The sequence below is a fragment of the Paenibacillus cremeus genome (genome assembly GCF_007786445.1).
Classification (GTDB): Bacteria; Bacillota; Bacilli; order Paenibacillales; family NBRC-103111; genus Paenibacillus_G; species Paenibacillus_G cremeus.
The window spans coordinates 109170-131019 of record NZ_VNJI01000013.1; the positions used below are offsets into that span (position 1 = coordinate 109170).

The following is a 21850-nucleotide window of genomic DNA, read 5'->3' on the forward strand; positions in this document are numbered from 1 at the left end:
CCTCCTGATCATGATAAAACGCAAATCAAAACAGTTCAGGCAACGCAAAGGTCCGAATGCGCAAGCCAAACTGCTTCGCAAGCATAGACGCGAAATCTAAGGTGGACTATGTTTGCGAAGCAGTTCCGCTTCTCATAGCGAAATGAGAGAAAAAGCGAAGCCGTTCCAACACGATTCATCAGAACGGCCCCGCACTCAAAGCTTACCATAGCTGAAACATGAATTCATTGCTTACTTAATGGAAACCCACTTAAGCTCCCACTCTTTAGACATCGATGGCAAAATCAATCCATCTACGTTCGGTCTTTTCGCGTATGGTCTCATCCGGAAATAAAGTGGGGAGATCGGCAGATCCGTCATCAACAGCTTTTCAGCATCGACCAGCATTTTGGAACGTTTAGCCAGGTCAACTTCTTTATCGGCCGCTTTCACAAGATCATCATAGGCTTTGCTGTTGTATTCCACGTAGTTAAACGATTTGTTGTCAGACAGCCACATATCAAGGAAGGTCATCGGATCGTTGTAATCCGCGCCCCAAAGAGCGATCAGTGCGTCAAAGTTGTTGGACTCCATGTTCTTGACGCGCAGCGCAAAAGGCAACGGTTCTCCATCAACATCCACACCTAAGTTTTGCTTCCATTGGGCTTGGATGAACTCAATGGATTTCTTCGACGTATCTGTGTCGTCGGATGTCAGCTTAAACTTCGGCAAGGAAGTCATATTCAACTCTTTCAAGCCTTCAGCAAGCAATTGCTTTGCCTTGGTAGCGTCAAACGCAGGCTCAGTATCGCCAGCTACTTTACGGAATTCTTGTTTGTTCCCGTCAAGAACGACACCTGGTACCAGACCCGTCGATGGAACTGACGTACCGCCTAGAACAACGTCGTTAAAGGTTTTACGGTCAATAGCCATGCTAAGAGCTTGTCTGATTTTCGCATTGGCAAAGGCAGGCACCTTCTTATTTTGGAACATTACGTACGCCGTAACAAATTCTTTCTTAAAGACCAGATCCGGCTTACCTTGGAACGCCTTTGGCTGCTCGCCGGTCAATTGAGTCACATCCACCTGATTTGTATCGTACATGTTAAGTGATGTGTTCGGGTCTTTAACGATATTGACAGTCACTTTGGTCAGCTTCACGTTCGCTGCATCCCAGTAGTTGTCGTTTTTAACCATGACGAAAGATTGCTCATGATCCCATTTTTCCATCTTGAACGGACCTGCGCCCATGATCTTGTCAGCATCAGCACCGTTCTTGTCGCCCTGCTTCTTCACAAAATCAGGTTGTTGCGGGAAGAATGTCGGCATCGCCAATTGATCGGTAAAGAACGCTACTGGTCTTTCCAGTGTAATTTCCAGTGTCTTGTCATCTTTAGCTTTAATGCCAAGCTCCGCTTTCTTCGCTTCCACCTCTTCAGGCTTCGCTTTGTTCAAAGCGGCTCCACCCTTGATCCAAGACAGCATAGTAGCGTACTTTGCTTTGGTAGCTGGGTCCAATGTGCGCTGATAGGACCATACGAAGTCGCTGGCTTTCAACGGCGTTCCGTCTGCCCATTTCAGTCCGTCACGCAAGGTGATGGTGTAAGTCAGACCGTCTGGAGAAATTTTCGGAAGCTCTTTGGCCAGACCCGGCTGTGCTTTTCCGTCTGCATCCAAACGGTACAAGCCTTCATTGACTGCGTTCAATACAGTAAATGTAGGGTTGGTTGTTGCAAGCGAGCTATCAATTGCTGGCGGTTCAGCATTCAGGTTTATGCGAAGCTCCTGAGCTGGCGCCTTTGTATTATTTGCAGCTCCCCCTGGTTGTGCCGCATTGTTGCCTCCGCAGCCGGCCGCGAGTGCGCTAAGCATCGCCGTTACCGTTGCAAAAACAAGAAGTTTTTGAATCTTCATTAAAAAAGACTCCTCCTTCAAATTATGTAAATATATGGCAACCCCACATCCCACCACTATGTTAGTTAATATGACGTGGAGATAACACCCAAAATTTTCGCCTTATTGATAATATAAGATTTATATCAAAAAGTAAAGCGTGTAACCGTTACCAAATAGAAATTATACAACCAGTGGTCAATTAAATCTAGGTAAATTTTTTACAGTCCACTAAAGTCAGACGAACTTTCGCCTCCATTTGATGCACAACGTCCCTAAACAACACAAAAAGAGCCTATAAAATAGGCTCTCAAACCACTCGTATTTTTATACTTGTTCCGTTAAATATCTGATTTCCGATTATTATGCAGCACTTTATCGATGGCATTGGTCAGTTCCCGGTATACATCGGTTTCGACCTGCAGCCGCAATTGCGATTTGGCGAGCACCTCGCCTTTATCGGTAGACACATAGCGCGCAGGAAGATGATTCAACGCGATCGCCATGACATCACTTTGAGCTTTCTCATCGAGACTGGACAGCTGATCTTGGTGCTGCATCAACTCTTTCAAGCAAGACTTCACGATTTCTTCCATCAAATTATGAATGGGCATACAAACATCTCCTTAACCATCAGCGGATTTAAGCGGCGTCCCTGCAGACTGCTTGGTCGCCTTCTAGTGGCTGAGCATATATTTTCCAATGCCTAATATAAGCAAGACCACGTAGCAAGCCGTAAGCGCCAGGAACCCCACCCGGCTTAGCATGCGGGCAATTTTGACTAGGTCGATCCGGCCCTTCATCCGATTCTGCACGTTCCCGAGCAGTCCCGCGGCGACCAAAAACAGAAGCACAATCGTCCACAACAGCATGGCCGACCCGAACAAATTACGACTCATATAAGCCACGGAGCCAATCAGAAACAGCGTTGTGATGTCCATGCTCATATAGGTCGCTTGGCGTTTATTCCGGCTTATCATAAATACAATAAACCAAGTAATAAAAAAGGCTACGAAGGGAACCAGCGACAGCATCGTATAAATTTGATGAATCCATCGGAACAAAGTATCCATACTTCCCACCCGATCGCTGCGAATTAATACCCTGCTTTAGACGGCTGCTTCGGGTTTGGGGTGAATCGTGGTTAGTCTCTGCCCGTTGCGCTGCCTTCCAGCGCTTTCACCAGCCGGTACACGGTCTGATGTGTCTGAAGCGTCATGCCCATTTTGCCCGCTTCCCTTACCAACCCGCCTGTGATCGCTTCGATCTCGGTCGGCCTTCCGGACTGTAAGTCCTGAAGCATGGAGGAGCGGTTCCCCGCCGTCTTGCGGCATACCTCAAGCAGCTGCTCCCAAAGCTCCGTGTCCAGCTTCAGCTGCAGCGCGGCAGCCATCGCCATTGCCTCATCGAACAGCTCTCTCATCAGCTGCAAGGATGAAGGGATTTCCGGAAGCTGTCCGTTACGAACCTGTAATATCGCAGTCAGTGGATTGATCACGGAATTGATGACCAGCTTCTGCCAAACTCTTCTAGTGATGTCTTTCGACAAAAACGTACGAAATCCTGCACGCTCTAAGCATTCAGCTAGTTTTTTTTGTGCAGCTAGAGCCGGTGAAGCAGGGTTATACACCACTGCGCCTAGGCTCGTCTCTCCTTTGCCCGTATGCCAAGTCTCGACGTCTGAGCTTTTCATCGCTCCTTCCGTCGTAATCCCCAGCAAAATCCGCTCTCGTGGTATTTCAAGTTCAAGGAGCTCGACATGTCCAATCCCGTTCTGCATACAAACCACCCAGCTCTCGGGTCCCATCATCGCGCGAATTTCTCGAACAAACTCCGGGTTAAATGCAGACTGCTTCACCGTTAGCACGATAAAATGCACCTGCCCCAGCGTGTGGGCTTGTCCAAGCTCCGTCAACAAGCCAATTGCAGGGTGAACGATGGCAGGTTGTTTGTCCTTTCCCTCGTCAACATTGCCATCATGCAGCTTGATGCCTTCTGCGATTAACGCTTCCTTGTGCTCGCGGCGCTTGACGCCTACTTCTACCTCCAGGGCGTGCCCGGATAAAGCAAGCTTCGCCGCAAATAGCAAGCCCATGCTGCCCGCCCCTACGATCGTGAATCGAGCTTCCGACATTTTGCGCTCACTTCCTTGTCCAAATCTGTTTCTATCATAGCAAATCCTCTGAAATGAATAAAACCTCTGGCATCCATTTTCATGGAAAGCAGAGGTTTAGGTGTTACAGGCTATTCGATTCTCTCCAGGTTCCCGTTCTCATCCATTTTAAATCTCGTCTTGGCTTCCTCATCTTCTTCCGCTAGAAACGCCAGCTTGCGCGCCCGATCCATAATTTGAATCAACGCCTTATAATCATCGTTAACGACACGATAGTCTGTGGACACTTCATTTACTTGACTTTTCAGCACATCATTCTCGTTCCGAAGCCGTTCCAACTCATCCTGCTTGTCGTTTATTTCCTTCTCGAGCTGACGGATATGGCGCACCATCTCTTGATAGCTGCCTTTCCACTGCCGTAAAAAGCGAATGACTGCGTCGATCGATAGCTCCTCCACAATGCCGTCGCTTCGCACCGAGCCCTCGGCTGTCAGAGTAGCTGTCATCCCTCCGCCCGCAACGGAAGCGAATGCAGCTGCGGTATGCTTCTTCTGCTGATTGCGCTTTTGACGTTGGGCCTTGGCAATTTGAATAGCTGCCTCGTATTTTTTCCTCACAAAACTATTCCACCGGAATCCGCAGGCTGCGGCCGTTCTACCTATCTTTTCCCCTACTTCTTCAAATGCAGAGAGCTGCGTGCTGCCCTCCCGGATATGTCTTAACGTCACCTCCGCTAAAATCAAATCGTCTTCCTCGCTCCATGCGTCTTGTCTGATTGCTGTCATCGAAGCAGTCCTCCTAACCCCTGGGGTATCATCACATCTATAGTGGTTATTCGTGGTATGTTGCGTTACTTTATCTCTATGCCCATAGTAGAGTTCATAGAATACTTTTCTAGTATTTTGTATTGCCATTTTTCAAGGTCGGCATACATGAATTCAATCGGAAAAGGGAATCATATTCAAAGCAGGCTAAATTGACTTAATTTCGTCACTGTTTTGTCGTTTACACTCGAAGTGAGAGAAGTTATAATGTATCGTAGACGCGACCGAAGAGAGGGGGATGCAGGATGGATCGCATGTTTCGAGTTCTCGGCTTTTGGACACTCGCGATCGGGCTTATGGCGTTAGCAGGGGATTTCATTCCAATGGCTCTGATCTTTTTCGCCCAAACGGCGATTTTTGTGCTGTTAGGATATATGAAATTGACCGAACGTGCCTACATATTGATTTTTTGGGGGTACATGATCGTTTCATTCGTAGGGTTTACCTACTGGTCTTTCTTCCGATTGACCGTATAAACCAACGGTACGAACGAGACAAGCTTGCCCGCCTAAGAACGAAAAAGAAGAAGCACCGCCTACTCAGGCCGCGCTTCTTCTTTTTTTTGGATCAATACTTTAAACAGTTCGCTCATCTGGTCGCTGATCAGCAGCTGACGAATCGCACGGTTGCGCTTTGCCGCGGGCGAGAACGGATCTCTGGCATCGTGATCCTGCAGCTTCAGCAGCAGCCCATTCTCGACTAGGAATTGCTTCTGCGTAAGTAATTGCGAAGACGTCAGGCCTGCCTCCTCACCGGCCCGGATCAAGCTGCTGAAGTTCACGTGCGCCGTCATATCCTGCTCGCCTGGCCGACTAAGCGGCGCATCCTCCGCCTGATGCTTCCAATAGCATAGCAGCGTGCCGCGCATTCGATGGGCTGCGTACAGCTCCTCCCTCACATCCCCATAATCGATCGTCATTACGGTTCCTTGGCCAATCCCTAGCGCAACACTCTTCAACCAACTCAGCGCAGCCAAATTCACCTCAAACTGCTGGCCATCACGCATCGGGAGCGCTTCATCATGAAGATAGGCTTGCACAGCAGCATTCTTCAATGGCAGCTCGATTTCCTTCAATGCGCTCAACTCGGCATCCCAGCACACGTAAATTTCATACCAAGCTCCGTCCCTCGCCACGATGCGGTGAACAGGAAAGGCATCCGGCAGCTCATTAGAGAAGAGCAGCACGCTCCGCCATGGCCCCTCCTCATACCAATCATCTGCGGTTAGAAACCGCAGCTTGGCTGCATGGGCTGCAAGCGCTTCCTCCTGGAGCCGGCGATGAGAGCCGCTTGATTCAATACTGATGTACTCCAGTCGCGAATAAATATCCGGCGCTTGAACGATTAATGCATCAAGCAGCTGCTTTGCAAACCGACCGCTGCCGCCTCCCCACTCGATGATGCGGATCGGTTCGTGAGGCGCCTCCTTGTCCCAAAACGGCTCTTTCAGCATCCATTCCACAACGGTTTCAGCTAATACCCCCCCGATGAAAGAGCCCGTATAGAAGTCGCCCTCTTTGCCGAGCTTGATCTCTTCGCTCATATAATAGCCAAACTCCGGATGATAGAGACATAATTCCATGTAATCCCGAAACGTTATGGCCTGCTCCGGTGCGGACTCCATCTGCTGTCTGATCACCTGAATCAGTCCGGGCTTTCCCTGCTGCATCCCATGCTCTCCTCACACCACTAGGTTGTTGTTTGTACCAACTTTACTACAGACAAAACGATGCTTGCTCGCTATAATAGGATGACGCCAACAATGAAGGGAGCTTCACTTTGTTTAAACGTAACGTTTTGCCTGGCCTCATACTCCTTTGCAGCACTGCCTTGATGGCGGTTGGCTGCACCGATCATAAACAGCTGAAGCAGGACCTTCAGGCTGCCGTTCAGAAGCAGGAGCAAGCACTGGCCAACCATTTTAGCGGAACCGTAGATCTCAAGCTCGACGCGAGCTTGTTTCAAGGAGCAGCCCCTATGGCTGCCGCGATGCTGACCACACTCAAAGACAGCCACATCGAATATAGCGGCGCTGCAACTCTAGCCGAGCCTGTCCGCATGGAAGCCACCTTGAAGGTGCTGCCCAAAGGCGCTGCAAGCTCGATCGATATGCCGCTTCTCATTAAAGATAACAAATTGTATCTGCAGATGCCAGCCATCAACAAGCCGGACGAATACCTGATGCTGCCGCTGGACAAAGGGCCGGAGCGCCTAAAGAACACCGGGCATTTAAGCTCCGTGGTTTACGGCAAGCTTCTGGAGGGAATCAATCCCGATTGGCTGGAGCCGGGTCAACAGCAGGAAACGCTGCCCGGCAGCACCGAGCCGGTTAAGCGAATTACGCTGAATATTACCGACAAAAATCAAAAAGCGGCTGCCGATGCGATTAATGGCGTGATCCCCGGGATCCTGAGCGAGCTGCTGCAAAGCGGACTGAGCACTTCGGCGCAGACCGATCAATGGAAAAAGGCTATGAGTACCTTCCAGGTCACCTCACCGTCCTCCGTCAGCATGCTGATCGATAACCAAGGCTTTATCCGGGAGCAATCCGGTAAGCTTCAATTCCGAGTGGATGCGAGCAGCGCGGTCCAGGCTATGGAGTGGAAGCACACGACATCCGACATCAATCAAACGATCAGCTTTACCCAAGACGAGCCGAAACAAGTAAAAAGCATGGATGATATTTTACGCTTGGTCGCAGCTCCGAAGAAATAAACGTATTCACGATGCTTCCCTGCTGGGAAGCATTTTTTTGTCATGTTTTTCTATAACTTATGATAATCTGAGTTAAGAGACATTTCCTGCAGCTGCAACATTGTTGACAACTGACATCGTAGTCCATGATGTACAGTTGACATCCTAATCCATGATGTACAGTGCAACTTCATCAAAGGGGGACATGCCAAATGATGCGCAAATGGGCCTTGCTTGTCCTTCTGCTCTGGTTTTGCTGCGTTTCTGTCGTACCGCCCCCCGCCAGCTGGGCGGAAGCCGAGTCCTCGAACAAAGAGCTGCTGCAAAAAGGGCTGACCCTGTTTGAGATCGATCAAGAGCTGACCCGCATTACCAATCGTCAGGATCAGTTAAACGCTCAGCTGCAGATCACGAAGACGCAAATTCAAGCCGCCGCGAAGGCAACGAACGAAGCCAAGCAGCACGCAGCCAAGGTCGTTCGGGCCTATTATATGGGAGATCGAGATTCGTTGTGGCTCCTTTTTTTCTCCATCCGTTCGTTATCCGATGCGCTCTCCGTACTGGAATATCTTCAAATGATCCTGCAGAACGACCAATTGGCGATGGGCCGTCACCGCGAGGCGCTAACCAAGCTGCAGTCCCTGCAATCCGATCAGCTTAAAGCACAAACCGAGCTGGCGCAGTCGAAGGATAAGTATTTAACGGAACGAACTCGCATGGTGGCTTTACAAAAGGAAGTCGATGAACAGCTGGCCCGAACGAAGGAAGCCGCGAAGGTGCAGCAAGAGATGGTCGACCTCAATCGTCAGTGGCAGGACAAGGGCATTCCGCTGTTCAAAACGTACTTTACCGCGCTCGCTCAAGCGATGAAGCAGCTCCCGGAGTCCTTTGCATCCGGCACCGGCTCTGGTTCAAGCTCCGGGCTCATGTCCGGCAAAAACCTAACCATTAACCCTAACGGCCTCAGCTATACGTTTCAAATGACTGATCAGGAGCTGAACGATTATTTGAAGCAAAAAAACGAGCTGTTCCGCAACATGACCTTTCATTTCACCACAGATCAAGTGATTGCATCCGGCAAGCAAGACGATATAGCCGTTACCGTCAAAGGCACTTATCAAATCGCTACTAAAGAAGAAACGAACAAAACCTACATCCGATATAAAATCCAAGAGCTGCGGTTCAACGACTTTACGCTGCCGCAATCGACGGTAGACGCACTGGAAAAGCAATTTGATCTGGGCATCTACCCGCAAAATATCGCTTCCTTCCTGCAAGTGACGGGCATAAAACTAGAGGATAGTAAAATGAGCATTTTCTTCAAGCTGGCACTGTAGCTCGATGACGAGTTGCAGCAGCCGGCTTTTTTGCGGATAATGGAGCTAAAAAAGGAGCGTGACGCCGGATGAACACGATAAAGCCTTCGCGCAAATTCGCGCTGGCGATGGACCTGCCGGAGGGCAAGCGAGCGGGCTACTACGCCCAAATCGTCAAAGCGCTGGCCGGGAAGGCGGCGCTATATGACCGGGAAAAGGAGCTGCTCATCTTCGCGACCGAAGAGGAACGCAGCGAGGCGGAGCCGATCATGGAGCAGTACGCCATACCTTGGGAGCCGATGGATCTGCTGCAGCTTCCAGCTCCCGTTCAAACTTATCGGACGTTTGACGATTTCGGGTTCATAAGCCGCTTGGACAACGTGTATGTGTATGCTGACTTGATCAGTGTGTTCCAGCTCGCGCCAGATCAAGCGCTAGGCCGCCAAGCTGAGCCTCAAGGCGCATTGGCACAGCTGGATGAGCATCTGGTGGCCCTGTGCCCGACCGGCTCCGGAGCTGCCGACGCCCTCTGTGCGATCGAAACGCAGCACCGGGAGCTGGCGGACGGCATCGCCCGCGCCTATGGCTGCCACGTCCACTGGTACGACACTTAAAAAGAAAACATCGGCGTTATAACGAACAGTCCGTCGTTATTGCGCCGATGTTTTCTTTTTCGCCTAATCGCTTTGCTGAATTTACAGCAAATCTGCCGCCAGCTGCGCCAGGTGGGAACGTTCGCCCCGCTCCAGCATAATATGACCACTGATGCTCTGCTCTTTGAAGCGCTCCACGACGTAGGTTAGCCCGTTGCTGGACGCATCCAGATAGGGATGGTCAATTTGCTCCGGATCGCCTAACAGCACAATTTTACTGCCCTCGCCCACCCGAGAGACAATTGTCTTAATCTCGTGCTTGGAAAGGTTCTGAGCTTCGTCGATGATGATGAACTGCCCGGGAATGGACCGTCCGCGGATATAGGTGAGCGCTTCGACTTGAATGCTGCCGAGGCCTGCTAAAATCTTATCGATATCCCCCGGCTTCTTCGTGTCAAAGAGAAACTCCAGGTTATCATAAATCGGCTGCATCCACGGACGCAGCTTCTCTTCTTTCTCCCCAGGCAGGAAACCGATATCTTTCCCCATCGGTACGACCGGACGGGCGATCAGCAGCTTCTTGTACTTCCGCTCATCCTCCACCTTCATCAACCCAGCCGCCAGCGTCAGCAGCGTTTTGCCTGTTCCGGCTTTACCTGTCAAGGTGACCAGCGGAATGTCATCGTTGAGCAGCAGCTCCAATGCCATGCGCTGTTGAGCGTTCCGTGCCGCGATCCCCCAGATGGGGTCATTGCTAAGGTATAGCGGCTCCAGCTTCTTCCCTTCCGCATTCACCTTCAGCAGGGCCGATTTGCTGGTGCCCATCTCATCGCGCAAGATGACAAATTCATGCGGATGCAGCGGGTAGTTCAAATTGAGCGATTGGACCCCCAAGAAACGATACGAGTAAAACTCATCGATAATGGCCGGATGCACGCGGATCGTTAAGTGGCCGGAGTAAATTTCATCGGGCATATTGACCACGCGGTCAGTCAAATAATCCTGCGCCGTGATGCCCAGCACATCCGCTTTGATGCGGACCAGCACATCCTTACTGACCAAGATCACAGGTCTCGGCGTATCGTTATCCTTTTCTTCCAAATGATAGTTCAGCGCAACCGCCAAAATCCGGTTATCGTTCGTCACATCGGCGAATACTTCCTGCAATTTGGCAAAGCTGCGATGATTCAGCTCCACTTTAAGCATGCCGCCGCTGGGAAGCTCTATGCCTTCGAACAGCCGACCTTCATTGCGGAGCGAATCAAGCATCCGGGAGATTTGACGGGCGTTCCGGCCCAATTCATCGGCATTGCGCTTCTTCGAATCAATCTCTTCAAGCACGATAGCCGGAATAATGACTTCGTTATCCTCAAAAGCGAAGATGGCGTTCGGATCCTGCAAGAGCACATTGGTATCCAGGACATACACTTTTTTCATATGAGTCCCTCCCAGGTTTGCTGACAACTGAAGCCTAGCAACGCTTGTAAACAGTTGCAGCATTGGTGTTTGGCACTAGTCAATACATAGTAACTAGCTCGTAAGGACAAACTAACCAAAGCTGATACTGCAAATGAAAGGATCGATGAGAAATGAGGATGTTTGTTGCCATTGTCTTGTTGTTGTCCCTTTTGTCAGGATGTACCCAAGCACCAAAGAATGGAGCGTCCCCTTCGGCAGCTGACCCGAACCGACAGGTGAAGGTGAATCAAACGGCACCTCAGAAGAAAGAAATTACCGACCCACGCGCTGTCGCCGATCGGCTGGAGCAAATTGCGGTCAGCATTCCAAATGTTGAGAGCGCCAACTGTGTCGTATTCGGCAACACAGCGGTTGTAGGCATCAATGTACCGCCAGGAATGGATCGTGCGAAAGTAGGAACGATCAAGCTGTCCGTGGCTGAAGCGCTTAAGAAGGATCCGTATGGTGTGGATGCGCTTGTCACGGCGGATATGGATCTGGCTGGACGTTTGCAAAATATGCGTACACAGATGCGGAACGGTAGAGCCATAAACGGATTTGCAGAGGAAATGGCGGCCATCATCGGACGAATTGTTCCACAGATGCCACGCGACGTAACCCCTCCACAAACCAATCAGCCGCAAGCTGCAACGCCTAAATGAACAGGACAAACAGTGAAAAATAGAGCAAAAAAGCCTAGAACGAAAATCTCTAGGCTTTTTTCATGGCATTAAACACCTGCGTGTCCAGCTTTTCAGCCGCACGCTTGTCATAAGTTTTTTCGTATTCGGGGGCAACGGAGATGCGGGCTCCATAGAACATCGCATCACGAACCGCTGTAATGGCAATATCAAAGCATGCCAGTTTGAAAGGAACCTCGTCCAGAGCCTCGGTAACGAGCCGGGCATTGCCGTAAATGGCATGAACCGATCCCGCGCCGATGACTGTGAGGTTGACAAGCGGATTTTGGCGAAGATTCGCCACAATGCGCGAGCGCTGGTCGACAGCAAAGCGCACGGTGCCCTCATCCTTGGCAAAAAGCCAAGAAATGGAATTCATGCCGGGTCCGCCGGTTTCATGATCGATGGTGCTAAGAAGTGCGAACGTTTCTTGTTGCAGTAGTTCGAAGAGCTGCTCGGATAAAGCTGTGATCGTTTCGGCCATGGATTCCCCTCCTACTTCGAAAGCATCGCAGATATGAGTTGTTGCTAATATTATTATAGCACAGCAATGGACTGCCAGCCATAATCGGTTATCACGTACACTCCCTTCAAATCTGGATAATTTATTTTATCAAAAGATGAAGGGTTATATGTCATTCATTGTATTTCGGATTGGAATTAATGTCTTCCAGCAGCTGATCCGCGGCTTCACGGTCGAATTTTTGGTTGACGGATTGTCCGCCGGTCTCATACAAAATATGATAGGCCATGTCGTCCGCTGTCACAGAAAACCGGTTCAGACCATGGTCCTCCCGTAAGATCAGCTCGAAGAAATCCCGGGTTTCTCTAGCCGCATTATCCTCAGGTCTGGCCTCGGAGACAATGCTGATTTGCAGCCAATTGAACAGCGCGTCGCGCAATTGCACTTAACCTCAATCCTCTCTTAGCAAAATGACTTGCAAGCCCTGCCGCAGCCAGCCTTCCATCGCTTGCAGCCAAGGCGTAGAGTCCTCCTCAAGCTGAGCTTGCTCCAACAGAACAAAAGCCGCCTGAGGCGAGAGCAGCCGGTTCAAGTACGCCTCTGCACAGTGCGACAGCGGCCAGGCCGACACCTCCTCGTACGAGGAGGCATAGTACTCATACTGTTCTTCGGCGATAAGCCGAATATCTCCTTCTTGCGCTAACAAGAAAGGCAGCTCCTCCACCCCGCATGCAGCCGAAACCTCATCACTGAGCAGCAAAGCCGCTTTGAAAACTAGCAGCAGCCGAGGATGGATGCTTTGCAGTCCGCTGACAAACCGCTCCCTCCGCTCAGATTGCTCCAGCAGCAGTCGTTCCGAGAGCAACTGCGCTTCCGTCCCGCTCCACTGCACCGGTACAAGCCAAAAATGGGCCATTCGCTTCCCCACCTCTGCTTATTTTTTTGCCGCCCGATCTTGAAAGAAATAACGGATTTTCACCATGAACATCAGCGCTACCGCAACGCTCATGCTGAGCACGATCGGCAGCCCCGCTAATTGGAAAAACAGCAGCATCAACGAGCCTAATCCCAGCATCAAATAAATAATGGCAGCTTTCAAAACCGGCAGTCTTCGTGTACGGAATACTTTATTGTATACATAAGTAATCAGTACGAAAATCAATATGTACGCAATCCAAGGATGCGTTCCTAACCATTCCGTCATTGATAGTACCTCCTAGCCTGCAAAGAAAAGCCCTGAGCAATCAGAGCTTTTCCATGGGCTTATATTAGGCAGTCGATTAAACGCCGGCTTCCGCCATTTTGCGGTGCTTCTCCGCACGCTCGCGCTCGCTCTTATTCAAGATCTTCTTGCGCAGGCGAATCGACTTGGGTGTAATTTCACAATACTCATCATCGTTCAAATACTCGAGTGCTTGCTCCAGCGAGTACAGACGAGGAGTCTTCATCTTCACCGTATCTTCCTTCGTAGCCGAACGGACGTTGGTGAGCTGCTTCTCTTTACAAATGTTAACGATGATGTCGTTATCGCGGGTATGCTCGCCGACGATCATCCCTTCGTATACTTCCGTACCCGGCTCAACAAACAAGGTGCCGCGGTCTTCAACGGACAAAATACCATACAGCGTCGAGCTGCCGGTTTCGCTGGAAACCAATACGCCCTCATGACGTCCGCCTACGTTGCTGCCCGCATATGGTCCATAGCTGTCGAACGCGTGGTTCAAAATCCCGTAGCCGCGCGTCAGGGTCAAGAAGTACGTCCGGTATCCGATCAAGCCGCGTGCTGGAATCAAGAACTCCAGACGGACGTTGCCGGTGCCGTTGTTGATCATGTTGACCATTTCCGCTTTGCGTGTTCCAAGGCTCTCCATAACGGCGCCCATGCTGTCTTCCGGTACGTCGATGATCAAGCGCTCGATTGGCTCCATCTTCTGGCCCTCGATTTGCTTAATGATAACTTCCGGCTTCGACACCTGCAGCTCAAAGCCTTCGCGGCGCATATTCTCAATCAGAATACCCAAGTGAAGCTCACCGCGGCCAGATACGATAAAGGCATCCGGACTCTCGGTTTCATCCACGCGCAAGCTGACGTCCGTCTCCAGCTCTTTCATCAGACGCTCACGCAGTTTGCGGGAGGTTACCCATTTCCCTTCGCGGCCGGCAAATGGACTATTGTTCACGAGGAACGTCATTTGCAGCGTCGGTTCATCAATCTTGAGAACTGGAAGCGCCTCAGGGTTCGCAGGATCAGCCAAAGTTTCACCGATGTTGATGTCCTTGATCCCTGCAATCGCTACGATGTCACCTGCGCCTGCTTCTTCAATCTCCAAACGCTTCAAGCCTTGGAAGCCGAACAGCTTCTCAATCCGTGCTTGCTTCGTTTGCCCCTCGCGATTAATTACAGCAATAGGTTGGCCTTGGCGAACAACGCCGCGGTTAACACGACCAATCGCGATGCGGCCCAAATATTCGTTGTAATCCATCAGGGTAACCAAGAACTGCAGCGGCTCATCCACGCTCTCCGTTGGAGAAGGCATGTGGCTGATGATCGTTTCGTAGAGCGCCTGCATGTTATCTTCTTGCTTCTCCGGATCGGAATCCATGCTGGAGGTTCCCATCAAAGCAGAGGCGTACACCACTGGGAAATCCAGCTGGTCATCGTTCGCGCCAAGCTCGATGAACAAGTCAAGGACCTCGTCAACCACTTCCGCTGGGCGTGCGTTCGGACGGTCGATTTTGTTCACGACTACGACTGGCGTCAGGTTTTGCTCGAGCGCTTTGCGCAATACGAATTTCGTTTGCGGCATCGTACCTTCGAAGGCATCAACGACAAGCAGTACGCCGTCAACCATCTTCATGATCCGCTCTACTTCACCGCCGAAGTCGGCGTGTCCAGGCGTATCTACGATATTAATTAAGAAATCCTTGTATTTAATCGCTGTGTTCTTTGCCAAAATGGTAATGCCGCGTTCGCGCTCCAGATCGTTCGAATCCATCGCGCGTTCTTGTACGGCTTCGTTCTCGCGGAATGTCCCGGACTGCTGAAGCAGTTTGTCTACGAGTGTCGTTTTACCATGGTCAACGTGAGCGATGATGGCGATATTGCGAATCTTATCTCTTGAATGCATTAGTCAATAACCCTCTCTTCAAGTATGGCTTGGAATTCGCGTAAAAGCTCTGACGTAGCCTTGGCAGCGAAAGCCGTTCATAAAAGAAGCGCCGGACGTAAGCGCCGACGCTTCAATTCAAAGTTCATTATACGGTCAATCGCCTGAAAACGCAAGAAACTGACAACATTTTAACATAGTGTTTACAGAACCCGCCGAAAATATTCGCAATTTGATCACGAATTTACAAAATTACGATTTAGGAGTGCTTCGGGCTCAGCACAAACTTTTTTACCAGGCCAGAACCGATAACAATGACCGTCGTCAATACCGGCACTACAAAATGGGAGATGCCATCCAGCAGCATATGCGAGACCTTTTCGTCCGCAATGAACATCTCACCTGAAGTATAACCCAGAATCCCAGCTCCGATGTAGATGAGAATCGGGAACTTTTTGAGCAAATTAACTACGAGATTGCTTCCCCAGATAATAATGGGCACGCTGAGACCGATCCCCAGAATGATGACCCCGATCTCGCCTTGGGCTTTCGCTGCAATCGCCAGTACGTTGTCCAAACTCATGACGAAGTCGGCCACGATGATCGTCCAGATTGCTTTACCGAGCGTCGATGCTTCTTTTACATTCGAATGATCCTCATCATCGATCAGCAGCTTGATCGCAATCCACAGCAGCAATAACGAACCTATGGTCTGAATGTACGGGATGTCCAAAATAAAGACCGCAATAATCGTCAGCACGACGCGCAGCCCGATGGCACCGAAGGCACCCCACCAGATCGCTTGCTTGCGCTGGGCGGTAGGCAGGTTACGGCTTGCCAGCGCAATAACTACGGCGTTATCCCCGCTCAAAACGATATTGATCAGCATGATTTGCAAAAATAAAACGAACCAATCCCACATGGTACAAAAACCCTCCTAAAATGTTAGCCCTATAAATTAGAAAAATGAGGAAAACGGATCGTTCGCTTCCTGCTTGGTGTCGATCCATACCGATTCGGTACGGAGAACCGCGTCGTTCAGCGCTTCTTCAAGCCAAGGCATGCCCGATTCGATGCTCTCGATCACCTTCATATTCGGATTGGTGCTGGGGCTGGGCGGTAAGAACAAGGTACAGCAATCCTCGTACGGCAAAATGGACAATTCGAACGTATCGATGGATTGGGCGATGTCGATGATCTCCTGCTTTTCCATGCAAATCAGCGGCCGGATCAGCGGCAGATGGACAACGCTCCCGATAGCATTCATGCTGGCCAGCGTTTGGCTGGCTACCTGCCCGAGACTTTCGCCGGTTACGAGGGCTCCTGCTTCATGGCTTTCCGCCAGCTTTTGAGCAATTCGCATCATCGCCCGGCGAAGCAGCGTGATCAGCAAATTTTTATTATAGGCCTGATGAATTCGCGTTTGGACGTCGGTAAACGGCACCATATGCAGCCTGATTGACCCTGAATAGCCGCTCAGCTTCGCCGCCAGGTCTTTCACCTTCTGCTGCGATCTTTCGCTTGTGAACGGGTAGCTGTGGAAATGCACGGCTTCAATTCGCAAGCCTTGACGCATAGCCAAATAACCGGCTATCGGGCTGTCAATCCCGCCGGAGAGCATGAGCATCGCTTTGCCGTTGGACCCAATCGGAAAACCGCCCGCTCCTCGCTCCACAGCACAATAAATCAGCGCCTCCTGCTCGCGCAGTTCAACTCTCAGCTCTACTTCCGGACGCTTCACATCTACCTTGAGCGCAGGAAACGCCCGCAGCACATGCCCGCCGATCTCCCGGTTCAGCTCCTGGGAATCCATCGGGAAGCTCTTGTTCGCACGCCGCACATTCACTTTAAACGTTACCGGCGGCTGCTCTATGGAATGCATCACCTGTAAAGCCATTTGCTTCATCTGTCCCAGCTCAAGCTCTGCAGTGTATACAGGGCTGAACGACGTAATACCGAATACTTTACGCAGCAGCGGGACAATCGTTTCATAATCTGTTCCATTTAATCGAAGCGTGATCCGTCCGAACTCTTTCGTATATTTAATAACGGGGTAAGGCCGCAGCACTTTCCGTACCTGCTCCAGCACCATTTTTTCAAATCGATGCCGGTTGCGCCCCTTTAATGTCAGCTCTCCTAGCCGGAGAACGACTTGCTCGGGTTTCATAGCTTTCCTCCGTCCTTCTCACGTCGCGCTGCGCTTGGCAGCAAATTCGTTACAACCTCCTGAAGCACCCTGCAAAAACGGTCGATGTCCTCCGGTGAATGCTGCAGCGAATAGCTGAGTCGGATGCCGCTCGTGGCCACCTCTCTCCGGCAGCCCATGGCTTCCAGCACCCGGCTTGGCTTTTCTGCCCCCGAGGAGCAGGCGGAACGCGTCGAAACATAGATGCCGTGCTGTTCTAAAGCATGTACGAGAACCTCGGACTTCATACCCGGGAACGAAAAATGAACGATCTGCGGGGCCATATCCTCAGCATTCGTAGAGCCGTTCAGCACCAGCTCGGGGATCTGGGCAATACAATTGACCAGCTTTCGGCGAATGGCTGCTGTATGCTCTGCAAATTTCGGCTGCTGCTCCACCGCCATCCGGACCGCCTTAGCCATGCCCACGATGGATGGGACATTTTCCGTGCCGGAGCGAAGCCCATCCTCTTGACCGCCTCCGAGCATCAGCGGCTCCAGCTCGACTCCGCGGCGGCAATAGAGAAAGCCGATGCCTTTCGGACCGCGCAGCTTGTGTGCCGCTCCCGTCATCAGATCCACGCCAAGCTGCTCAGGAACGACCGGCAGCTTGCCGATCGCTTGCACGGCGTCGACATGAAACAGCGTCTTCGGCCGACTGCGCAGCAGGCGTCCAATCTCGGCTATCGGCTGGATGCGGCCCATTTCATTGTTGACGAACATGATACTGACTACCGTCGTATCCTCGGTCAGCGCTTGCTTCAGCGCGTCCAGCTCCACCACCCCTGTGCTGTCCACCGGCAAATAAGTCACTTGAAAGCCTTCCTGCTCCAGCTGACGAAAGGTTTCATAAACCGAAGCATGCTCGACCGCCGTTGTAATCAGCCGATTGCCTCTCGAACGGTACCGGTACGCTGCGCCGCGAATCGCCAGATTGTTGCTTTCCGTTCCTCCCGAAGTAAACCGGACTTCCCCAGGCGTACAGCCCAGACTCGCTGCGATTGTTTCGCGTGCCCGGCGAACGAGCAATTCTGCTTCGACACCCAGCTTATGTATGGAGGATGGATTGCCGAAATACGACCTCATCACTTCCGTCATCGTATCGATTACTTCGTCATACATCGGCGTCGTCGCCGCATAATCCAAATAAAGCAATTGATTCCCCTCCTGTTCTGTTAAACGACGAAAAACAAGACCAACGCTTAAGCCCTTCGCTCGAAAGGCTTAAGATTGGTCTTGCGTCCGAAACTACGCCTCGTAATGTTGCTTCAGCTGCATCACTTTACGGACATACTGCTGCGTCTCCGCAGGCAGCAAATGAAGCTTAGCTGAGAGATCACTGTCATTGGTGATGCCCAGCCTGTCCACCCGCCCGGCACCTGCATTATAGGCCGCAAGCGCTGTAGCGTGATTCCCGTTATATTTCACCAGGAGGTCGGATAAGTGCCGTGTTCCTCCCTCGATGTTTTGCGCTGGATTGAATGGATCGGTTACACCGAGTCCTTGCCCTGTTGTATCCATCAGCTGCATCAGCCCTTTAGCTCCGGCACGGGATTCAGCTCTTGGGTTGAAAGAAGATTCCGCATCGATCACGGCTTTCACCAGGCTGGAGTCGACCCCGAATTTGCGGCTGGCGTTCTGAATCATCGATTCAAATTCCGTTGGCTTGCTCGCGGCAAGCTGTTCCTGCATATAGCGATTGAGCGAAGCTGTGGCCGGACCGCTCAGTGCGCGATTCGTTATTCCGGAGGCCGGCGGGCCGCCAGTCGATAAGCTTGAAAGTTTTCCTAAGGCAGCTGAGGTTGTCGGCAATTGCTCCTGCTGTTGGGACAGCAAGCTGGACAACAACGAAGAGAAATCATTATCCTCTTCACCGGAATCGGAGCTAACCGAATTCCCCGACGAAAGCAGGCTGGATTTACTTAAGATTTGCAGCTGCAGCATCTCTTTGATCGTTCTTGGATCGATTCCCATCTTAGGTGAACTCCTTTTATGTAGGTACAAGCCTATTGTACACTGTTTCAAGCTTGTCATCCAGCCTAAATCACCGAAATCGCATAAAAAAAGCAGGCCATAACGGCCTGCCCTTGCAGCTGCTTCAAGCATACAACGGAACTAAAATAAAATAGCCCGCTAAGGAAATGAGCCCCACAACGACCGCCCAAGCGCCAAGTCCCCGCACGCCCAGAAGAAAAGCGAAGAAACCCAGCACGGTCGAAACCGTCCCGAACAACGCGGGATACACAAACAGCGAGAGTACGGACAACAGCAGTGCGGTAATGCCAAGCCAGCGATAGGATTGAGATCGAACCACCGGATTGGTGCTAGCAACAGAGTCCGGATCGTTCCATGCAGCCGGTTGAACCGGGGAGCCTACAAAGGGTACGGGTGTAATCTCAGCCGCGTACTCCTCATCTGCAATGGCGCCGGATTCCGTCTTAAGCTGATCCCGCTTGTAAATCTCAAGCGCTTCTTCGTGCTGCTGTGGTTCAGTCCTGCGAAAATCATCCATGACTGACGGTCACCTTCTCTCGAAAGTCCGAATCACTTCGATTTCTTAGCCTCAAAGGTGTGACAACAGGTATTTCTTACGCTGGCTGCTTTGTCTTGGTGCTCTTCGAACTCCGCCGCGAATTCCGTATCGTAGCCTGCATTGGCATGCTGATCGATATCGATTTGAATCGATTTCGCGCTGCAGTTATTTCCCTGCGACCAATATTCACAGTTGGCAACACTGCATTTGACGTCTGGCATCGTGATCACCCCTACCTCAGCTTGCCCGGTTCAAATAGGAGCTATTCGATTTAAGCTACCCAATCAGCCTGTTATATAGCACCAGGAACATCGCGTGCGACCAAAGCAAAGGCATAGCCGGCGTTCCCCAGCGCTGCACCCAATCCTCATAAATGTCCCGGGAGGCAATCGCATCCGGTACCTGCTCCGGCAGCCTGCCTAGTGCATCCGCTTTCGAGTAAATCCATGCCAAGGCACGCTGCGCCTCCTCGTGGTTGCCTGCTTCCGATTGGACCCAGCCGGACCATGCCGTTAAAATCGGCCATTCCCCGCCCCCATAGTACGTATCTTCCTCATAGCGGCGTATGCCTCCATGTGAGGTGCGCAAATCGCGGTTAATTTTTGCCAAAGTCTGCTTCATTGCCGGATGCTCTACTGGGAACACACGGAAGGGCTCACACAGCCAAAATAAGCTGGCATCCACTCCGGAATGCCCGATATCGTATCGCACTCCAGTTTCTTCATAAACCGGGGTGATGTATTTCACGATGTGCCCATCCGGGTGAATGGCATGCTCCATGAGAAAGCTGTGTATTTCCTCGCAAACATTTGCCAATTCGGCATTGTCATCCAGCAACGCAATACGGCTTAGACCACCGTAAATACAAGCCAATGTCGAGGGATGAACGTGCTCCGGATGCTCTTCCCAGCAATCAAAATTCGGCAGCTGCCAAAAGGTGCACAGGTAATCCACTGTCACATCGACGCTCTTCCGATAGATCTCCGGCAGCTTCGTATGCCCGGTTCGCTCCAAATGCTCCGCAAGACCCCATAGCCAAGCGCCGTAGCCGTCCAGCTGAAAATTTCCCCACTCCGAATGCAGATCATCCCGCCCATCCAGATGGTACCGCGTATGTAAAAACTCATGCCGGCCGATCTGCTCGCCCCGCTTCTGCCGATCGATCAGCCAGGTAATATGGTCGGCTTTCCGCTCCAGAATCGTGCGGCACCATTCATAAAACCGCCCGCTGCTGCTTGTCTCCCCGACACAATCCATGCCATAAGCGATAAAGCTCCCGTCCCGCAGCCAGCTGAAGCCATAATGCGTGAACAGCGGACATGCTACATAGCCGCCGCTGGGATGCTGATTCCATGCAATGATCTGCTTGCTCGCCTGCACCAGGTCCTCGATGCTCAGCCTGCGTTTATCGTACATCCGCCGATTTCCTCCCTAAACAAAAAGAGATGCCTATCGCAGCACCTCTTTCTTGTATTTGAAGCAAAGCTAGATTAAACCTTTTCGCCTTGCAGTCGCTTTTGGGTAATGTAATCCGTCTCGTAATAAGATAAATCCTCGCGGAGCGTCTCGTAAATTTTGGAGAGCTCGATCGTCAAGTCACGCACGTCCCGGGTCGGCTTCTTGCGGAAGCGAATGGCGTCCTGACCGGTATAAGCATATCGGCCGTCTTCCGAATAGCATTCATTCTTCGGATAGAAGAAGTTGTTCACGCTGGTGTGATACACATCGTAAAGCACCTTCTCAGCATATTCCACATTGAAGTTCGGTCGGCGCAGCGCCACACCCAGCTTCTCATATGCCACTTCGCTGAATACCAGCAAATGTCTGGTATCCGCCAGATATCCTTTATAGAACTCTTCCATGGCTTCGTCATTTTCTGTATTCAACTGCTGTAAAGCATGCCCATTCAGGAAAGCTTCCATTTTGGCGATCGCTTCGCTCAGCTTAGCTCTTGTCGTTTCACACAGATTTTTTACATTAAATACTGCCATAACGATATACCCCCTTAAACTT

General features: G+C 51.2%; 25 protein-coding genes. 5 read left to right on the plus strand and 20 right to left on the minus strand.

What is annotated here, in order from left to right; all coding sequences use genetic code 11:
• Positions 1-231 precede the first annotated feature (231 nt).
• The 5 genes from FPZ49_RS12755 to FPZ49_RS12775 all read right to left on the minus strand — a co-directional run bounded on the left by FPZ49_RS12755 (position 232) and on the right by FPZ49_RS12775 (position 4770).
• Positions 232-1893, minus strand: coding sequence for a peptide ABC transporter substrate-binding protein (locus FPZ49_RS12755; protein WP_144847205.1), 1662 nt, complete (start codon positions 1891-1893; stop codon positions 232-234).
• A gap of 320 nt (positions 1894-2213) precedes the next feature.
• On the minus strand, positions 2214-2486 hold the full coding sequence (locus tag FPZ49_RS12760) for a late competence development ComFB family protein (RefSeq protein WP_144847207.1): 273 nt from the start codon (positions 2484-2486) through the stop codon (positions 2214-2216).
• Between the two features lie 63 nt (positions 2487-2549).
• Positions 2550-2945, minus strand: coding sequence for a DUF3397 domain-containing protein (locus FPZ49_RS12765; RefSeq protein ID WP_144847209.1), 396 nt, complete (start codon positions 2943-2945; stop codon positions 2550-2552).
• A gap of 71 nt (positions 2946-3016) precedes the next feature.
• Positions 3017-4006: a ketopantoate reductase family protein gene (locus tag FPZ49_RS12770; protein WP_144847211.1), complete on the minus strand. Its 990-nt coding sequence runs from the start codon at positions 4004-4006 to the stop codon at positions 3017-3019.
• 110 nt (positions 4007-4116) lie between these two features.
• A complete protein-coding gene (locus FPZ49_RS12775; protein ID WP_144847213.1) occupies positions 4117-4770 on the minus strand; it encodes an RsfA family transcriptional regulator in 654 nt (217 codons plus the stop codon).
• A gap of 284 nt (positions 4771-5054) precedes the next feature.
• On the opposite strand from FPZ49_RS12775, the gene FPZ49_RS12780 reads away from it, so the two are divergent.
• Positions 5055-5285, plus strand: coding sequence for a DUF2626 domain-containing protein (locus FPZ49_RS12780; RefSeq protein ID WP_144847215.1), 231 nt, complete (start codon positions 5055-5057; stop codon positions 5283-5285).
• Between the two features lie 59 nt (positions 5286-5344).
• On the opposite strand, the gene FPZ49_RS12785 is transcribed toward FPZ49_RS12780, so the two are convergent.
• Positions 5345-6478, minus strand: coding sequence for a class I SAM-dependent methyltransferase (locus tag FPZ49_RS12785; protein ID WP_144847217.1), 1134 nt, complete (start codon positions 6476-6478; stop codon positions 5345-5347).
• Between the two features lie 110 nt (positions 6479-6588).
• On the opposite strand from FPZ49_RS12785, the gene FPZ49_RS12790 reads away from it, so the two are divergent.
• The 3 genes from FPZ49_RS12790 to FPZ49_RS12800 all read left to right on the plus strand — a co-directional run bounded on the left by FPZ49_RS12790 (position 6589) and on the right by FPZ49_RS12800 (position 9433).
• Positions 6589-7524, plus strand: coding sequence for a hypothetical protein (locus FPZ49_RS12790; RefSeq protein WP_144847219.1), 936 nt, complete (start codon positions 6589-6591; stop codon positions 7522-7524).
• A 191-nt stretch (positions 7525-7715) separates the two neighbouring features.
• The gene (locus FPZ49_RS12795) at positions 7716-8840 is read left to right on the plus strand and encodes a hypothetical protein (RefSeq protein ID WP_261381376.1); all 1125 of its coding nucleotides are present in this window, start codon (positions 7716-7718) and stop codon (positions 8838-8840) included.
• A 68-nt stretch (positions 8841-8908) separates the two neighbouring features.
• Entirely contained in the window at positions 8909-9433 is a 525-nt protein-coding gene (locus FPZ49_RS12800) for a hypothetical protein (protein ID WP_144847221.1), read from the plus strand.
• Between the two features lie 81 nt (positions 9434-9514).
• Here the strand turns inward: FPZ49_RS12800 and FPZ49_RS12805 are convergent, their stop codons facing one another.
• Positions 9515-10849, minus strand: a complete 1335-nt coding sequence (locus FPZ49_RS12805) for a PhoH family protein (RefSeq protein WP_144847223.1) — start codon at positions 10847-10849, stop codon at positions 9515-9517.
• Positions 10850-11001: 152 nt separating this feature from the next.
• Between FPZ49_RS12805 and FPZ49_RS12810 the strand changes: the two genes are divergently transcribed.
• Positions 11002-11532, plus strand: coding sequence for a YhcN/YlaJ family sporulation lipoprotein (locus tag FPZ49_RS12810; RefSeq protein WP_144847225.1), 531 nt, complete (start codon positions 11002-11004; stop codon positions 11530-11532).
• A gap of 49 nt (positions 11533-11581) precedes the next feature.
• On the opposite strand, the gene FPZ49_RS12815 is transcribed toward FPZ49_RS12810, so the two are convergent.
• The 13 genes from FPZ49_RS12815 to FPZ49_RS12875 form a co-directional block, all read right to left on the minus strand.
• On the minus strand, positions 11582-12034 hold the full coding sequence (locus FPZ49_RS12815) for a pyridoxamine 5'-phosphate oxidase family protein (RefSeq protein WP_144847227.1): 453 nt from the start codon (positions 12032-12034) through the stop codon (positions 11582-11584).
• A gap of 151 nt (positions 12035-12185) precedes the next feature.
• Complete coding sequence (locus tag FPZ49_RS12820) at positions 12186-12458, minus strand: hypothetical protein (protein WP_144847229.1); 273 nt, start codon at positions 12456-12458, stop codon at positions 12186-12188.
• Positions 12459-12464: 6 nt separating this feature from the next.
• Entirely contained in the window at positions 12465-12929 is a 465-nt protein-coding gene (locus FPZ49_RS12825) for a hypothetical protein (RefSeq protein ID WP_144847230.1), read from the minus strand.
• Between the two features lie 18 nt (positions 12930-12947).
• On the minus strand, positions 12948-13217 hold the full coding sequence (locus FPZ49_RS12830) for a YlaH-like family protein (RefSeq protein ID WP_144847231.1): 270 nt from the start codon (positions 13215-13217) through the stop codon (positions 12948-12950).
• 76 nt (positions 13218-13293) lie between these two features.
• The gene (typA, locus tag FPZ49_RS12835) at positions 13294-15141 is read right to left on the minus strand and encodes a translational GTPase TypA (protein ID WP_144847233.1); all 1848 of its coding nucleotides are present in this window, start codon (positions 15139-15141) and stop codon (positions 13294-13296) included.
• 238 nt (positions 15142-15379) lie between these two features.
• Positions 15380-16042, minus strand: a complete 663-nt coding sequence (locus FPZ49_RS12840) for a TerC family protein (RefSeq protein WP_144847235.1) — start codon at positions 16040-16042, stop codon at positions 15380-15382.
• 36 nt (positions 16043-16078) lie between these two features.
• Positions 16079-17287, minus strand: a complete 1209-nt coding sequence (thiI, locus tag FPZ49_RS12845) for a tRNA uracil 4-sulfurtransferase ThiI (RefSeq protein ID WP_144847237.1) — start codon at positions 17285-17287, stop codon at positions 16079-16081.
• Positions 17284-18459 (minus strand): cysteine desulfurase family protein, encoded by a 1176-nt coding sequence (locus FPZ49_RS12850; RefSeq protein ID WP_144847239.1) that lies wholly within the window; start codon positions 18457-18459, stop codon positions 17284-17286. Before FPZ49_RS12850 ends, thiI begins: the two co-directional genes overlap by 4 nt.
• 93 nt (positions 18460-18552) lie before the next feature.
• Entirely contained in the window at positions 18553-19278 is a 726-nt protein-coding gene (locus FPZ49_RS12855; protein WP_144847241.1) for a lytic transglycosylase domain-containing protein, read from the minus strand.
• A gap of 124 nt (positions 19279-19402) precedes the next feature.
• Positions 19403-19816: a hypothetical protein gene (locus tag FPZ49_RS12860; protein ID WP_144847244.1), complete on the minus strand. Its 414-nt coding sequence runs from the start codon at positions 19814-19816 to the stop codon at positions 19403-19405.
• Between the two features lie 32 nt (positions 19817-19848).
• Complete coding sequence (locus tag FPZ49_RS12865) at positions 19849-20058, minus strand: DUF1540 domain-containing protein (RefSeq protein ID WP_144847246.1); 210 nt, start codon at positions 20056-20058, stop codon at positions 19849-19851.
• A 55-nt stretch (positions 20059-20113) separates the two neighbouring features.
• Positions 20114-21253 (minus strand): glycoside hydrolase family 15 protein, encoded by a 1140-nt coding sequence (locus FPZ49_RS12870; RefSeq protein WP_144847248.1) that lies wholly within the window; start codon positions 21251-21253, stop codon positions 20114-20116.
• A gap of 74 nt (positions 21254-21327) precedes the next feature.
• Positions 21328-21828, minus strand: a complete 501-nt coding sequence (locus FPZ49_RS12875; RefSeq protein ID WP_144847250.1) for a YpuI family protein — start codon at positions 21826-21828, stop codon at positions 21328-21330.
• Between the last annotated feature and the right edge of the window lie 22 nt (positions 21829-21850).